Source organism: Polaribacter sp. KT25b (genome assembly GCF_900105145.1).
Classification (GTDB): Bacteria; Bacteroidota; Bacteroidia; order Flavobacteriales; family Flavobacteriaceae; genus Polaribacter.
The window spans coordinates 3,086,901-3,103,149 of record NZ_LT629752.1 but is presented as its reverse complement, the minus strand read 5'-3'; the positions used below and the strand labels follow the sequence as shown (position 1 = coordinate 3,103,149).

Sequence of the window (16,249 nt, the reverse complement as noted above, 5' to 3'; positions counted from 1 at the left end):
GCGTAATAGTATCAATTTAAGCAAGTTCATTTTTACTTTAATCTTCTAAAGAATAAATGTAAATTTGCACACTTTAATAAAATAATCAAATGCAATATAATCATCAAGATATAGAAAAGAAATGGCAAAAATTTTGGGCAGAAAACCAAACTTTTAAAGCCAGTAATGAATCGGAGAAGCCTAAATATTATGTGTTAGATATGTTTCCTTATCCTTCTGGAGCAGGTTTACATGTTGGGCATCCTTTAGGTTATATTGCAAGTGATATTTATGCACGTTACAAACGTCATAAAGGGTTTAACGTATTGCATCCGCAAGGATATGATTCTTTTGGATTGCCGGCAGAACAATATGCAATACAAACTGGTCAGCATCCAGCAAAAACCACAGAAGAAAACGTTGCAACGTATAGAAGACAATTAGATAATATTGGTTTTTCTTTTGATTGGAGCAGAGAAGTAAGAACTTCAAATCCTGAATATTATAAATGGACTCAGTGGATTTTTATCCAACTATTTAATTCATGGTATAATAAAGATTCAGACAAAGCAGAAGATATTTCTGAGTTAGAAAAAACCTTTAAAAAAGAAGGAAATGCAACAGTAAATGCAGTTTCAGATGAAGAAATTACTATTTTTTCTGCAGATGAATGGAAAGCATTTTCTAAAGCAGAACAAGAAGAAATATTATTACAATATCGTTTAACATTTTTATCAGATACAGAAGTAAACTGGTGTCCTGCTTTAGGTACCGTTTTAGCAAATGATGAAATTGTAAACGGAGTTTCAGAACGTGGAAGTCATCCTGTTGTTCGTAAAAAGATGAAACAATGGTCTATGCGTATTTCTGCATACGCACAACGTTTGTTAGATGGATTAGAAAAAATTGATTGGCCACAACCTTTAAAAGATTCTCAAACCAATTGGATTGGGCGTTCTCAAGGAGCAATGGTAACTTTTAAAGTAGAAGAAAATACTACAAAATCAAATTCTGAAGTAAAGTTATCTTATAAAGAATTAGAAGCATTAAAAGAATTACGTCAAAATTTATCGAAAGCAGAAACAACACTTTGGGATGAATTAAAGAATAAAAAAGGAGCATCAAAATTTAGAAAAAAGTACACTATTGGTACTTTTATGGTAGATTATGTGTGTGTTGCTAAGAATTTAATTGTTGAATTCGTTGGTAAAGAAGATGAGGAAGAAAGAACCGCATTTTTTCATAAAGAAGGATTTAATGTAATTCGTTTTACTAATGAAGAAGTTTTACAAAATGTTGTAAAAGTAGTTTCAGAAATTAATTTTGCGATTCAATTTCCAAAAGTAATTGATAAATCAGCAGAAAAAGAGACTGAAGTAAAAGTTGAAAATCAATATAAAATTGATGTTTTTACAACAAGACCAGATACAATTTACGGAGTAAGTTTTATGACTTTAGCTCCAGAGCACGAATTGGTTTCTAAGATAACAACAGATGCTCAAAAAGCAGAAGTTGAGGCTTACGTTACAGCTACAGCAAAACGTTCTGAAAGAGATAGAATGGCAGATGTAAAAACCATTTCTGGTGCTTTTACAGGTGCTTATGCAATTCATCCTTTTTCTGGTGAAAAAGTTCAAATTTGGATTGGAGATTACGTTTTAGCAAGTTATGGTACAGGAGCAGTTATGGCAGTTCCTTGTGGAGATCAACGTGATTATGATTTTGCAAAACACTTTAACATTCCAATTCCTAATATTTTTGAAGGTGTAGATATTTCTGAAGCTGCTCATGCAGATAAAGACGGAACTGTAATTACAAATTCAGATTTTTTATCAGGATTAAAATATAAGAAAGCATTAAAATTAGCCATTTATGAAATGGAAAAACGTGGTTTTGGTTATGGTAAAATAAACTATAGATTACGTGATGCAGTTTTTAGCAGACAACGTTATTGGGGAGAACCATTTCCAGTTTATTATAAAGACGGAATGCCTCAAATGATTGATGAGAAACATTTACCAATTGTGTTGCCAGAAGTAGAAAAATATTTACCAACTGAAGATGGAAAACCACCTTTAGGAAATGCAACAGAATGGGCTTGGGATTCTCGTGGAAAGAAAGTTGTTTCTAACGAAAAGTTAAAAAACAAAACGGTTTATCCTTTAGAATTAAACACAATGCCTGGGTGGGCAGGAAGTTCTTGGTATTTTAATAGATATATGGATGCTACAAATTCTACTGAATTTGCAAGTAAAGAATCTTTAGAATATTGGAAAGAAGTAGATTTATATATTGGTGGATCTGAACACGCAACAGGACATTTATTATATGCTCGTTTTTGGCAAAAGTTCTTGTTCGATAAAGGAATTGTTCCTGTAGATGAGTTTGCAAAAAAACTGATTAATCAAGGAATGATTTTAGGAACTTCTGCTTTTGTATACAGATCAACTGCTTTTGTTAAAAATGGTTGTGGTTGTGCAGATGAAAAATCTTTGGATGATGTTTTAGAAAAGATACCTACAGTAATTGTTTCTAAAAATTTATTTAATTCTGATGATGAGTTTGAAACTGTTGTAAAAAATTACTTACTAGATAATAAGTTTTTAGATCCTAATTTTGCAGATTTGGTAATGATTACTAAAACAGCGATTCATTCTGATGTTTCTTTAGTAAACGCTTCTGATGAATTAGATGTTGATGGATTTAAAAATCATCCTTTAAATGCAGATTACAAAAATGCTGAATTTGTTTTAGAAGAAGGAGTTTATAAAGTTGGACGTGAGGTTGAAAAAATGTCTAAGTCTAAATACAATGTTGTAAATCCAGATGCTATTTGTGAACAATATGGAGCAGATAGTTTACGTTTATTCGAAATGTTTTTAGGACCTTTAGAACAAGCAAAACCTTGGAAAACTTCAGGTATTTCTGGAGTTTCTTCATTCTTAAAGAAATTATGGAAACTATATTTTAATGGTGAAATATTAGAAGTTTCTGATGCAGAACCAACAAAAGCGGAGTTAAAAACATTACACAAAACAATTAAAAAAGTAGAAGATGATATAGAGAATTTCTCTTTTAATACATCTGTTTCTACATTTATGATTGCTGTAAATGAGTTAACTGCTTTAAAATGTAATAAACGTACAATTTTAGAACCTTTAACAGTTTTAGTTTCTCCTTATGCACCTCATATTGCAGAAGAATTATGGAGTTTATTAGGAAAAGATGAGTCAATTTCTACTGCAGATTTCCCAGTATTTGAGCCAAAACATTTAGTTGAAAGTGCTAAAAATTATCCTATTTCTTTTAACGGAAAAATGCGTTTTACGCTAGAACTTCCTTTAGATATGTCTAAAGATGAAATAGAAAAAACTGTAATGGCACATGAAAAAACAATTGCTCAATTAGATGGTAGAACTCCTAAAAAAGTAATTATTGTTCCAGGTAAAATTGTAAATATTGTAGGCTAAATATTAAGTCTTTTCATTTTTATAAATGTTTTGTGATTTTTGTACATACAATAATCACAAAAGATTTCATTCAAAAAAGGTAAAAGAGTGATTAATCTTCATGAAATTATTGGTTTAGTTGCTGCTGTACTTACAACAGCATCATTTTTGCCGCAAGTTTTTAAAACACACAAGACCAAAAATACCTCTGGACTTTCTTTAACCATATATATTGTCTTTTTTATTGGGGTGGTTTTGTGGTCAATTTATGGTTTTTATATAAACAGTTTATCAGTAATTTTAGCAAATTCTATTACAGCAATTTTAGCTTTATATTTAATTTTTATGAAGTTAAAATATAAATAAGAAATCAAAAGTTATAAAATTTTAAAAGTCATTACATTATAAGTAATGGCTTTTTTTATACTAATATCTTCATCAATTTAGATTGATATTCTTGATATAAAAACCTACTTTTGAGTAAACTTATAATGCAATGAAAACGACAAGACAAAACGGAAGTTTATATACAAGTATTCAAAAAAATATTGCAATTATAGAATTTGGTCATCCAGCAAGTAATTCTTTTCCGAGTGAATTGTTAGAAAGGCTCACAAAAGAACTAAATTCAATTGCTAAAAATGATGCAATTTCTGTAATTGTTTTAAAATCTGAAGGAGAAAAAGCATTTTGTGCTGGTGCTTCTTTTGATGAATTAGTTGCTATTTCTAGTTTAAAAGAAGGGAAACAATTTTTTGCAGGTTTTGCAAATGTGATAAATGCCATGAGAACTTGTGGTAAGTTGATTGTTGGGCGAGTTCAAGGAAAAGCAGTTGGAGGAGGAGTTGGTTTAGTGGCTGCTTGCGATTATGTTTTGGCAACAGAAAATGCATCTATAAAATTATCAGAATTTACAATTGGTATTGGTCCTTTTGTAATTGCACCTGCTGTAAAACGTAAAGTTGGCGTTGCAGGTTTATCAGAATTAACGTTAGATGCCACAAATTGGAAAAATTCGTATTGGGCAAAAGACAAAGGTTTGTATGCTAAAGTTTTTGAAACCATTAAAGAGTTAGATGAAGAAGTAGAACTTTTAGCATCAAAATTAGCTTCTTATAATCCAGATGCTTTATCAGAAATGAAAAAAGTTTTATGGGAAAATACTCAAAATTGGGATGAATTATTAGTAGAAAGAGCTGCAATTTCTGGTGAATTAGTTTTATCAGAAATTACAAAAAAAGCATTGACTAAATTTTCTAAGAAGTAAACCTGATTCAGTATTTAAAAGAAAATATAAATGAAAATTGTTTCCACAAATATTGGCGAACGAAAGGAAGTTATTTATAAAAAGTTAAGAGTAACTACAGGTATTTTTAAATTTCCTGTTGATAAACCTGTTTTTTTAGATATAGAAGAGGTAAAAGGAGATGCAATTTGTGATCGAGAAAATCATGGCGGAATTGATCAAGCTATTTATGGATATTCTCTAAAACATTATGAGTATTGGAAACCTTTGTATCCGAAGTTAGTGTGGAGTTTAGGGATGTTTGGAGAAAATTTAACAATTGATGATCTTGACGAAACTAAAATTCATGTTGGCGATACTTTTAAAGTTGGAGAAACTATTTTAGAAGCAACATTACAAAGAAGTCCTTGTTATAAATTAGGAATTCGTTTTAATAACATGAAAATTGTAAAACAATTTTGGAATACTACTTTTTGCGGAGTGTATTTTAAAGTGTTGCAAACGGGATTTGTAAAAGCTGGTGATGAATTTGAGCAGATAAAAAGTTGCCCAAAAAAACCAACAATTGCAGATTTATTAATCAAAAGAAAAAAAGAAGAAGAAATTTAATGAAATTTAAAAAAATACATTTTACACTTATATTTTTTGCAATTTTACCCTTTTTAAATTTTATTCATTTTGATGATTATTGTTTTGGTATTGCAGATTTATTAATAATAGGGGGGCTAACAATTATGTTCTTCATCTCTTTTTTAGTGATAACTTTTTATGATTTGTATAATCTTTCTATCCGAAAGTTACGATTCAATTTTTTACCTTTATTAATTGTTTTAATTTTTTCTGTATCCTTATTTATTGGTGTTAAATATCAAGGAAAACATTTTTTAAAGAATATAACAAAATCATACAAAAATGAAGTAGGTGAAGAAGCTACCTCAAAAATTCTTTTATTTACTGATAAAACTTTTGAGTTTCAGCAAGTTGATGAAAATGAAGTTTGTTATAAAAAAGGTACTTATTATTTTAAAAACGATTCACTTTTTTTAGAAAAAAATGATAAATCTGTTAAGGATGTTGTTTTTGATAGCATTTATTATTTTAGTTATAAAGAAAATTTATTAATTCCGATTAACAAAACACTACCGAATTTTAAAACTAACAAATAGTTTTTTGTCTTTAAATAACCTTATTTATTGAGGTTAACGTATTTTTAGAATAAAAAAAAGGATGTAAATGTAGAATTCATAAAAAAAGCATAATTTAATTTTGTTTTTTTAAATAAATAATCTGTATATTTGCATGTGGTTTTTAATTAAGCCACACTTTTTCTTTTTCATAGCAATTTTCCCACTCAATTTATTGAGTGGGTTTTTTTTGAAATAAACAAAACCTTACAAAATATATTGTAAATTGATATTTATAAAATATATTTGCAACCGATTTGTAGTATTTATAATGAATTCAATAGTAATTTCAGAGACAAAAATATCAATGAACACACTTTTTACAGACTTAAAACAGCTTACAAAAGTTGGGCTTTCTTTAAGTGTGGTTTTTTCTTCTGTTGCTGGATATTTATTAGCGGTAGATATTATTAATTACGCAACACTTTTATTATTAGCTTTAGGAGGTTTCTTTATGGTTGGTGCATCAAATGCATTTAATCAAATTATAGAAAAAGAAACAGATGCAATTATGTTGCGTACTCAAAACAGACCTTTGCCAACAAATAGAATGACTGTAAATGTGGCTTTGACAATTGCTGTTTTATTTACTATTTTAGGAATTTCGATTTTATATAGTATCAACCCAAAAACAGCTTTATTTGGCGCGGTTTCAATTTTTATTTATACTAGTGTTTATACGCCTTTAAAATCGGTAACGCCTTTATCTGTTTTTGTTGGTGCAATTCCTGGCGCAATTCCTTTTATGTTGGGTTGGGTTGCTGCTACAGATCATTTTGGTATAGAAGCAGGTATGTTATTTATGATTCAGTTTTTCTGGCAATTTCCACATTTTTGGGCAATTGGTTGGTTACAATTTGAAGAGTATAAAAAGGCTGGCTTTAATATGTTACCAATGAATACCAAAGATAAAGGAGCTGTAAAACAGATCATTTTTTACACTTGTATAATGATTTTAGTTTCAATAGCACCAGTTTTAAAATTATCAGGAAAGTTTTATATTTATCCAATAACAGCAATTATTGTTGCTTTATTAGGAATTGTAATGTTATATTATGCACTACAGTTGCATAAATCAGAAAAAAATGCAGACGCAAGAAAGTTAATGTTGTCTAGTGTTTTGTATATTACCGCTGTGCAAATTATTTATGTAGTTGATAAATTTTTACATTAAAAGATGATAGGAGAACAAGCTTTAAAGCAAGAATATACTGTAGCTAAAAAAAAGTCTGCAAAACCAATGTTGTGGATTTCTATGATAAGTATGGTTATGTTTTTTGCAGGATTAACAAGTGCATACGTAATAAGTATGAAACGTGATGATTGGGTTTCTTTCGATTTGCCAGAAGCGTTTTATATTAGTACACTTCTAATTGTTTTAAGTAGTATTACATTATTTTTATCACAAAGATTTTTAAAACAAGATAAAAGACAATTATCATTAATTATGATACTTGTAACATTAATTTTAGGAATTGGTTTTATCTGGCAACAATATGTTGGTTTTAATCAGCTTAAAAGTGTAGGTTTATTTTTTACCGGCCCAGAAAGTACTGTGTCAACATCTTTTATAATTGGTATTACTTTTATGCATGTTTTACACTTATTTGCAGGTGTAATAGTGCTTTTGGTCGTTATTTATAATCATTTTAAATACAAATACAAATCGGATGATATGCTTGGTTTTGAACTAGGTGCAATCTTCTGGCATTTTGTAGATTTATTATGGATTTATCTATTTTTCTTTTTCTATTTTATTAGGTGATTAAAAATAGCTATTTTTGGCAAACTAACTAAGAACAATTAATATAAATTATTATATGGAAGCAAATATTGCTATACCTTCGGATAGTAAGGAGACTTGGAGTGGAGGTAACGTAAAACCATTTGGTGCAAGTTATGGTAAAATGATGATGTGGTTTTTTATCGTTTCTGATGCATTAACCTTTTCAGGGTTTTTAGCGGCTTACGGTTTAACACGTTTTAAATTTATCGATTCGTGGCCAATTGCAGATGAAGTATTTACACACATACCTTTTATACATGGTAATTACCCAATGTATTATGTGGCATTTATGACATTTATACTTATTTTTTCTTCAGTAACAATGGTGCTAGCTGTTGATGCTGGGCATAAAATGCAAAAAAGTAAAGTAGCATGGTATATGTTTGCTACAATTATTGGTGGTTTAGTGTTTGTAGGTTCTCAAGCTTGGGAGTGGAATACTTTTATTAATGGATCTTATGGTGCTGTTAAAACTACAAATGGTAAAGTTTTACAATTTGTTAAAGATGGTCATCAAATAGCATTATCAGATTTTGTTGTTGGTGAAAGAATGGATGAAAGAGTTTCTAGTGTAAAACAAAATGGTTTATGGTTTGAGAGCGGAGATGCTGTTCCGCAATATTCTCTAGCACAAATTACAGCTTCTTATAATGCAGATCCTTCAGTTCAAATTAGAATTGAAAAAATGGATTTAGATACAAAACAGAAAGTTATTTTATCTAGAGAAAAAGGTTTAACAGAATTAGCAAAAGGTAAAATGGTTATTGAAGGTGCTAATTTAAAAGCAAACGAATATGGAAATACAATCTTTGCAGATTTCTTTTTCTTTATAACAGGTTTTCATGGATTTCACGTTTTATCTGGAATCATCCTTAACATTATTATTTTCTTTAATGTTGTCTTAGGTACTTACGAAAAAAGAGGACATTATGAAATGGTAGAAAAAGTAGGGTTATATTGGCACTTTGTAGATTTAGTTTGGGTATTTGTATTTACTTTCTTCTACTTAGTTTAATTATAAAATAAAAACAAAAGATGGCACACGCACACGAATCTAATGTAAAAAGAATCTGGATGGTATTTGGTTTACTATCTGTGGTTACAATTATTGAAGTTTTTTTAGGGATAGTAAAACCAGAATCTTTACACTTAACTAGTATTTTAGGTACAAGCCCATTAAATTGGATCTTTATTATACTTACATTATTTAAAGCATATTATATTACTTGGACTTTCATGCATATGGAAGGAGAAAAAAAATGGTTTAGACGTTCTGTAGTTTGGACAGCAGTTTTTTTAATCTGTTATATAGTAACATTACTTTTAATAGAAGGTGGTTATTTACACAGCACATTAGCACCACTTGTAAAATGGTAATCTAAAAAATAAAGAGGTGGTTTTTACCACCTTTTTTTATATAATAAATGTTATGAATTCGCAGCAAAAAAAATAGTATTTTTGTAACTGCTTTTTAGGAAGTAAAAGTTTATTTAATAAAAGCATTAAATTGTTTTAAAATAAGATATAATGAAATTCTTAACAAAGAAAAAAGTAGTTCTATTTTTACTTTTTATTTTTCCATTAATTTGTTTTTTAATTCTTTCTACTGGTAAAAATAATTTTATAAAATTACCAATAATAACAAAAAACATTATTGATGTTTCCCAAATAAATACTACAAAACACTTACAATTTAAAGATAATGTATCAATTGTTTGTTTCTTAGGTAATGATGTAAACACAAATAAATCTCGTCTTTTTAATCTAAATGAAAAGGTATACAAAAAGTTTATAGATTATAAACAGTTTCAAATTGTAGCTATTTATCCAGAAGGTAAAGAAGTAGAAATACAGAGGCTTAAACAAGAAATAGGTGCTTTTACAGACATGCAAAAATGGAAGTTTGTTGCAAGTTCTAAAGATGAAATAGAAGTTTTTTATGCAAGTTTTTCTTTTGATGAACCTCTTGTTGACTTAGCCTCTGCTAATGCATTTTTAATTGATAAAGATGTTAATTTAAGAGGAAGGTTAAAGGATGCAGATAGTAAAAATAGTAAGCTTTATGGTTACAATATGAACTCTGTTTCTGTGTTAAACGGAAAATTAAAAGATGATGTAAAAGTACTTTATTACGAGTATTACGCAGCTTTTAAAGATAAAAACAAGAATAAAGCAGATAGAAAAGAAGTAGGATTATGAAAAAAAAATATTCTTATGTAGGTGTTACCTTTATTATTTTACTATTCGGTATTTATACGGTTCCTAAAGTTGTAGACCATTTTAAAGAAGTAGGTTTACATAAATTTAATAAAGTGCCAGACTTTGAATTTATAAACCAAGAAGGTAAAATAATAACAAACGAATCTTATAAAGGTAAAGTGTACGTTGTAGAGTTTTTCTTTTCAACTTGTCCGTCAATTTGCCCAATAATGAATCAGAAAATGTTAACTATTCAAGATGAGTTTTTTGGAAATCCAGAATTCGGAATTGCTTCAATCTCAATAACTCCAGAAATTGATACTCCAGAAATTTTAAAAGAATATGCCAAGAAAACTGGTATCACACATAAAAATTGGAACTTGTTAACAGGTAAGTCAGAAGAGATAGTGTATACTTTATCAAACCAAGGTTTTAAATTATACGCAGGAAAAGGAGATGAAGATCATGCTGGTTTTGAGCATTCTGGTTTATTTGCGTTGGTAGATAAAGAAGGTTATATTCGTTCTCGAAAAGATGAATTTGGTAACCCAATTATGTATTATAGAGCTTTACAAGAGCAAAGTTTTCCAGATCAAATAGTAGAATTAAAAGAAGATATTAAATTGTTGTTAAATGAATAATAATCTAGCACTAGAAAAAAAGTATAGAAAGATAATTACAGCTTTATCAATTATAATTCCAATTGCAGTAGCAGCTTTGTTTGGTGTTAATTTAAGAGATTTAGGTTTTAATGTAGAACCACTTACCTTCTTACCGCCAATTTATGCTTCTATAAACGGGGTAACTGCTGTAATTTTAATTGCAGCCGTAATCGCTATTAAAAAAGGGAATAAAAAATTACACGAACAATTAAATACCTTTGCTATTATTTGTTCTTTAGCTTTTTTATTGATGTATATTGCATATCACATGACTTCTGATTCTACAAAATTTGGTGGAGAAGGAGCAATTAAATATGTGTATTTCTTCATTTTATTTACGCATATTGTGTTATCTATAATTGTAATTCCTTTTGTGTTGTTAACCTTTATGAGAGCCAAGTTAGGTAACTTTGCACAGCATAAAAAAATTGCTAAAATCACTTTTCCTATATGGTTATATGTTGCAGTTACAGGTGTTATAGTTTATTTAATGATTAGTCCTTATTATGCTTAAAAAAATAATAGTTAGTTATTTTTTATTGATGTTTTTTACAGTAAAAGTATCTTATTCTCAATGTGCAATGTGTAAAGCTGTTGTAGAAAACGGAAACGATTCTATGGCCGAAGGTGTAAATAATGGTATTACTTATTTAATGGTTTTTCCTTACTTATTAATAGGTGTTTTATTTTACACAATTTACAGATATAAAAAGAGAAGTAAAAATTAACATTTCAATAAGACTAATTTGTTGTAACATATTTTACTTTTAGTCGTCTTATAAATACTATCAAAAGAAATTGTTTTGCTTTTGAAGTATTTTAAAGTATAACCAATCAAAAAACAAAAGACGTTTTGAAAATTAAATTTATCGTATTAATTGCTTTTTTAACATCACTAAGTATTTTTTCTCAGAAACAATGGAGCTTAAAAGAATGTGTTGATGAAGCTTTAGCAAAGAACATTAGCATTCAACAGAACAAATTAAGTTTAGAATTAGCTAAAAAAGATGTTGAAATTTCGAAAGGAAATTTTTTACCAAATTTATCGGCTTCTACTAGTGGCGGATTTAATTCTGGTTTATCTTCTGATGAAAATGGTATTTTGAAAAACACAAATAACTTTTCCTCTAATGTAGGATTATCTGCAAGTGGTATTATTTTTAATGGTTTTCGAAACACAAATACTTATAAGCAAGCACAATTAGGTGTAGAAACAAGTATTTTAAATTTAAAAAATATAGAAAATGATATTTCATTATTGGTTGTAAACGGATACTTAAATATCCTTTTTGCAAAAGAAAATTTAAATGCAGCTAATGTTCAATACGAAATTAGTAAAAAACAAATTGAGGCTGCAGAAAGTAGGTTTAAAGCAGGTGTAATACCTAAAGGAGATTTGTTAAATGCACAATCTACAGCTGCTTCAGATCAACAAAGTGTAATTACTCAAGAAAACTCTTTAGATTTAGCACTCTTAAATTTAGCCCAATTAATACAAGTTCCTGTTGCTGGTTTTGATGTTGCTTCTATTAATGTTGGATCGCCATCTGCTATGTTATTGTATAACAATTCTAATTTAGTTTATCAAAAATCTTTAGTAGAAATGCCAGAGATTAAAAGAGCACAATTAGCAATTGAAAACGCAGATTTAAATATCGAAATTTCTAAAGGCGCTTTTTTACCAACTTTATCTTATTCTTTAAGTTCTGGTACTTCTTTCTATCATCAGTTTAATAATTTATTACCAAATCAAACAAATTCATCTTTCTTTGGTCAAGTAGAAGATAGGTTACAACATGGTTTAAGCCTTTCTTTAAGTATTCCTATTTTTAATAGATTTCAAACTAAAAATAGTGTAGCTAAATCTTATATTAATAAAGAAATTTCTGAAACTCAATTAGAAAGCGAAAAATTAAGTTTAAAACAAACTATAGAGCAAGCTTTTTTAGATGTTAAATCTGCATTAAAATCTTATGAAGTTGCTAAAATATCTTTAGCAGCTCAAAAAGAAGCTTTTAAAAACGGACAAGAACGTTATAATTTTGGTGCAATGACACAGTTTGATTTTGATCAAGTAAGAACTCGTTTGGTAAATGCACAAGCTACTTTAATTAGCTCTAAGTACGATTATGTTTTTAAAACTAAAGTATTACAATTTTACGCTGGCGATTTAGTTTTAGAATAAATATTAATAAAACATATTATATATAGCCTCACAGTAATATTAATTCTGTGAGGTTTTCTTTTTAATTTATATTTGCAAAAAGTTTTATATTTTGAGTATCATTTTAAACATAGAAACAACCACTAAAAATTGTTCTGTAAGTATTGCTAATAATGGAACTATTTTAGCAATTAAAGAATTAAATAATGGAAATTATTCTCACGCCGAAGTACTACATCCTTTTATTGTTGATGTTTTAAAAGAAGCTAATATTTCTTCGGATAAAATAGACGCTGTAGCTATAAGTAAAGGACCTGGTTCTTATACAGGCTTAAGAATTGGTGTTTCTGCAGCAAAAGGACTTTGTTTTGCGTTTGATAAACCTTTAATTTCTATTGATACGTTAACTTCTTTGTCTTATTCTATTTCTATTGATACAGGTTTTTTAGTACCTATGTTAGATGCACGAAGAATGGAAGTTTATGCGGCTGTTTTTAATGAAAAACATGAGAAAGTTAGGGAAATAAAAGCAGAAATTATAGATGAAAATTCTTTTTCTGAATATTTAAAAAGTAAAAAAGTTTATTTTTTGGGAGATGGCGCTCAGAAATGTAAAGGTATTATTACTCACAAAAATGCTGTTTTTGTAGATGCTAAATTTCCATCAGCAAAAGAAATGGCACAATTATCTTATGATAAATACAAAAAAAGCGACATAGAAAATGTCGCTTATTTTGAACCTTTTTATTTAAAAGATTTTGTTGTTATTCCTGAAAAGAAAAAGAAACCTATTTATTAACGTTTACTCTATGAGGATAAGGTATTTCAATTTCTGCTTTATCTAATGCTATTTTAACATTTTCTGTAACTTCAAAATACACATTCCAATAATCAGCAGTATTACACCAAGGTCTTACGGCAAAATTTACAGAACTATCTGCCAATTCAAGCACAGTAACTCCTGGAGCCGGATCTTTTAATACTTTTGGATGTGAAGTTAAAACATCCATTAAAACTTCTTTAGTTTTTTTGATATCAGCATCATAAGAAACGCCAATTACTAAATCTACACGTCTTGTACCTTCTGTAGAATAATTTAAAATTGTTCCGTTAGACATTTCTCCATTAGGAATAATTATTTCTTTATTTGATAAACCAATTAATTTAGTAGTAAAAATTTCGATTTCTTTTACAACTCCAATTTGACCTTGAGCTTCAATTAAATCGCCAATTTTAAAAGGCTTAAAAATCATTATTAAAACTCCACCAGCAAAGTTAGCTAACGAGCCTTGCAAAGCTAAGCCAACTGCTAAACCTGCAGCGGCAAGTATTGCTGCAAAAGAAGTTGTTTCTACACCTAGCATAGAAATTACTACAATAAATAATAATATTTTTAAAACCCATCCTCCAAGGTTTCCTAAAAATTTTTGAAGAGTAATGTCTATACCTCCTTTAGCCATTATTTTTTTTGCTGATTTTATAATAATTTTAATCATATATAAACCTACGATTAGAATTAATAAAGCCGCAATTACTTTTGGAGCATAAAAAAATAATATTTCTTTTGCTGATTCAATGTATTTTTCCATCTTATTTTTTGTTAGAAATTAATTACAAAAATAAAGGTTTCAATTTTAAACCTCTAATTATTTTTAGTTTAATAGAATAAATAGTATTCCTATTGTTGCGGGTATTGTTTGTATATATAAAATGCTTTTTTTCTTTGTAGAATATGCGCCATAAATACCAGCTATAAAAACACAAGTTAGAAAAAATATTGCAACATCAGTTTTATTTATAATAATAGACCAAATTAAACCTGCTGCTAAAAAACCATTATATAAACCTTGGTTTGCAGCCATAACTTTAGTTTCTTCTGCAAATTCTTTGTTTTTTAGTCCAAAAGTTTTTATTCCTTTTTTGGTAGTCCAAAGTGCCATTTCTAAATAGACAATGTAAATATGTATAAGAGCAACGAAACCAATAATAATATTTTGAATTATGTTCATAATTGAATATTTAAAAATTAAAACGATTTAATATCTTTATTAAATCGTTTTAATAATGTTTGAGTCTTTATTATTAATTTATTTCGAAACTAATTTTTAGGTTTACTCTAAATTCTATAACCTCATCTCTATCAACCACTGCACTTTGAGACTGTACAAAAACAGATTTTATATTTTTTACAGATTTTGATGCTTGTTTTACAGCTTTTCTTGTTGCGTCTTCCCAGCTTTTTTCAGAATTTGCTAATACTTCAATAACTTTCATTATTGCCATAATATTTATAATTTATGAAGATTAATATTATGTAAATATAAAAATTAATAATTTAAGTTTAGTTTTTGAACCTCAATGTTAATTTAATGTTATGTAAATGTTTTGTAATTGTAATATTATTGTTATATTTGTAAAAGTAATGTTAACCTTAAAATACAATCATCATGAAAAATATAATAACAATTTGTATGCTTAGTCTTGCAACTATTGGATTTACACAAGATAAAGAACCTACTTTTAAAGCAGAAGGAGATTTAGTAAAGGCTACATATTATTTTGAAGATGGTTCTGTTAAAACTCAAGGTTTTTTTAAAGATAAAAAACTTGCAGGAGAATGGACAAGATTTGATAAAAAAGGTAATAAAACTCAAATTGCTTTTTATAACAAAGGTAAAAAAGTAGGAAAGTGGTTTATTTGGTCTAAAAATTCGTTAAAAGAAATTAATTATGAGGATAATGTAATTGCTTCTGTTAATGAATGGAAACCTGAATCTAAAGTTGCTTTTATTAATGAATAAATAGTAAAATAATATTTTAAAAAAGGCTCATTAAATCTTTAGTTTTAATGAGCCTTTTTTATTGAGTTATATTTATTTTTTAAATTCGTTATTTTCTATAACTTCAAAACCAAATAAACCTTTATTTATAATAAATTTAATTGTGTTATACTCAGAATATTTTTTATTTAAATTATAATGTTCAGATAAAGTTCGTTTAACTATTTTTCCATCCTTTTCTAAAGTAACCTTCAGATTATTCCTTCTAATTTTTTTTCTTCCACGGGTTTTATACTTAACAATTTTTTTAATATTGTATTCAATTTTTTTTGAATTACTATTTTTCCCTATATAATTTAATCCAAGAATAGTCGCATTTATTACATATCCAAAAATTACTGTAGCTCCTATTATGGTTAAAAAACAAACTAAAAACATATAGAAATTCAATTTCTTGCCTTTTATCTTTTTATAACTTTTAGTATTCAATAATTCCATTTTACGAATAAAATATATTCCTTAATCCCTGCAATAACTAAGTTTACTCAAAATAATGTATTGTTATAGAAAGTTAAATCAAGTAAGAGATAAACCAAGAAATGAAATATTCCTCCAATTATTGTAAACAGTTTATAATTCAACGATTTTCTTTTTGACTTTTTCTTTTTTATTATTCAATTTAAAATTTTGCTTTGGCAATTATAGAATGCTTTATGATATAGGATAGGCTATTAATAGATTTTAAAATTAAAAAAAGCGTTTAGAATAACTCTAAACGCTTTTTTTAATTTTTGTGTCTT

The 16,249-nt window shown here is 27.8% G+C and carries 20 protein-coding genes; 16 read left to right on the top strand and 4 right to left on the bottom strand.

All coding sequences use genetic code 11. From position 1 onward, the window contains the following. Positions 1-89: 89 nt before the first annotated feature. From BLT70_RS13380 to tsaB, 15 genes are all read left to right on the top strand, one after another. Positions 90-3,449 carry a class I tRNA ligase family protein gene (locus tag BLT70_RS13380; RefSeq protein WP_091895277.1) on the top strand — a complete coding sequence of 1,120 codons (3,360 nt, stop codon included), beginning with the start codon at positions 90-92 and terminating at the stop codon, positions 3,447-3,449. Between the two features lie 87 nt (positions 3,450-3,536). After that, positions 3,537-3,794: a SemiSWEET family sugar transporter gene (locus BLT70_RS13375; protein WP_197678366.1), complete on the top strand. Its 258-nt coding sequence runs from the start codon at positions 3,537-3,539 to the stop codon at positions 3,792-3,794. 130 nt (positions 3,795-3,924) lie between these two features. Continuing rightward, positions 3,925-4,695, top strand: a complete 771-nt coding sequence (locus BLT70_RS13370; protein WP_091895274.1) for an enoyl-CoA hydratase/isomerase family protein — start codon at positions 3,925-3,927, stop codon at positions 4,693-4,695. A 30-nt stretch (positions 4,696-4,725) separates the two neighbouring features. After that, positions 4,726-5,283: an MOSC domain-containing protein gene (locus BLT70_RS13365; RefSeq protein ID WP_091895270.1), complete on the top strand. Its 558-nt coding sequence runs from the start codon at positions 4,726-4,728 to the stop codon at positions 5,281-5,283. Next, positions 5,283-5,840, top strand: a complete 558-nt coding sequence (locus tag BLT70_RS13360) for a hypothetical protein (protein ID WP_091895267.1) — start codon at positions 5,283-5,285, stop codon at positions 5,838-5,840. The genes BLT70_RS13365 and BLT70_RS13360 overlap by 1 nt, the downstream gene beginning before the upstream one ends. A gap of 289 nt (positions 5,841-6,129) precedes the next feature. Beyond that, positions 6,130-7,032, top strand: a complete 903-nt coding sequence (gene cyoE / locus BLT70_RS13355) for a heme o synthase (RefSeq protein WP_091895263.1) — start codon at positions 6,130-6,132, stop codon at positions 7,030-7,032. Between the two features lie 3 nt (positions 7,033-7,035). Beyond that, a complete protein-coding gene (locus tag BLT70_RS13350) occupies positions 7,036-7,623 on the top strand; it encodes a cytochrome c oxidase subunit 3 (RefSeq protein ID WP_172824418.1) in 588 nt (195 codons plus the stop codon). 55 nt (positions 7,624-7,678) lie between these two features. Continuing rightward, positions 7,679-8,659 carry a cytochrome c oxidase subunit 3 gene (locus BLT70_RS13345; RefSeq protein ID WP_091895262.1) on the top strand — a complete coding sequence of 327 codons (981 nt, stop codon included), beginning with the start codon at positions 7,679-7,681 and terminating at the stop codon, positions 8,657-8,659. Between the two features lie 20 nt (positions 8,660-8,679). Continuing rightward, on the top strand, positions 8,680-9,021 hold the full coding sequence (locus BLT70_RS13340) for a cytochrome C oxidase subunit IV family protein (protein WP_091895261.1): 342 nt from the start codon (positions 8,680-8,682) through the stop codon (positions 9,019-9,021). 150 nt (positions 9,022-9,171) lie between these two features. Then, entirely contained in the window at positions 9,172-9,843 is a 672-nt protein-coding gene (locus BLT70_RS13335) for a hypothetical protein (RefSeq protein ID WP_091895260.1), read from the top strand. Then, entirely contained in the window at positions 9,840-10,484 is a 645-nt protein-coding gene (locus tag BLT70_RS13330; protein ID WP_091895259.1) for an SCO family protein, read from the top strand. Before BLT70_RS13335 ends, BLT70_RS13330 begins: the two co-directional genes overlap by 4 nt. Beyond that, entirely contained in the window at positions 10,477-11,019 is a 543-nt protein-coding gene (locus BLT70_RS13325) for a DUF420 domain-containing protein (RefSeq protein WP_091895258.1), read from the top strand. Before BLT70_RS13330 ends, BLT70_RS13325 begins: the two co-directional genes overlap by 8 nt. Continuing rightward, on the top strand, positions 11,012-11,233 hold the full coding sequence (locus tag BLT70_RS13320; RefSeq protein WP_091895257.1) for a hypothetical protein: 222 nt from the start codon (positions 11,012-11,014) through the stop codon (positions 11,231-11,233). Before BLT70_RS13325 ends, BLT70_RS13320 begins: the two co-directional genes overlap by 8 nt. A 125-nt stretch (positions 11,234-11,358) precedes the next feature. Then, positions 11,359-12,690, top strand: coding sequence for a TolC family protein (locus tag BLT70_RS13315; RefSeq protein WP_091895256.1), 1,332 nt, complete (start codon positions 11,359-11,361; stop codon positions 12,688-12,690). A gap of 91 nt (positions 12,691-12,781) precedes the next feature. After that, positions 12,782-13,468, top strand: coding sequence for a tRNA (adenosine(37)-N6)-threonylcarbamoyltransferase complex dimerization subunit type 1 TsaB (gene tsaB, locus BLT70_RS13310; protein ID WP_091895254.1), 687 nt, complete (start codon positions 12,782-12,784; stop codon positions 13,466-13,468). Here tsaB and BLT70_RS13305 read toward each other — a convergent pair. The 3 genes from BLT70_RS13305 to BLT70_RS13295 form a co-directional block, all read right to left on the bottom strand. Next, positions 13,458-14,258 (bottom strand): mechanosensitive ion channel family protein, encoded by an 801-nt coding sequence (locus BLT70_RS13305; protein WP_091895252.1) that lies wholly within the window; start codon positions 14,256-14,258, stop codon positions 13,458-13,460. The two genes, tsaB and BLT70_RS13305, sit on opposite strands and share 11 nt — an antisense overlap. Positions 14,259-14,321: 63 nt before the next feature. Further along, positions 14,322-14,678, bottom strand: a complete 357-nt coding sequence (locus tag BLT70_RS13300) for a DUF1304 domain-containing protein (protein ID WP_091895250.1) — start codon at positions 14,676-14,678, stop codon at positions 14,322-14,324. Between the two features lie 73 nt (positions 14,679-14,751). Beyond that, the gene (locus tag BLT70_RS13295; protein WP_091895248.1) at positions 14,752-14,952 is read right to left on the bottom strand and encodes a dodecin family protein; all 201 of its coding nucleotides are present in this window, start codon (positions 14,950-14,952) and stop codon (positions 14,752-14,754) included. A gap of 164 nt (positions 14,953-15,116) precedes the next feature. Between BLT70_RS13295 and BLT70_RS13290 the strand changes: the two genes are divergently transcribed. Continuing rightward, entirely contained in the window at positions 15,117-15,470 is a 354-nt protein-coding gene (locus BLT70_RS13290) for a toxin-antitoxin system YwqK family antitoxin (RefSeq protein WP_091895246.1), read from the top strand. A 72-nt stretch (positions 15,471-15,542) separates the two neighbouring features. Here BLT70_RS13290 and BLT70_RS13285 read toward each other — a convergent pair whose 3' ends face one another. After that, a complete protein-coding gene (locus BLT70_RS13285) occupies positions 15,543-15,947 on the bottom strand; it encodes a hypothetical protein (RefSeq protein WP_091895243.1) in 405 nt (134 codons plus the stop codon). Between the last annotated feature and the right edge of the window lie 302 nt (positions 15,948-16,249).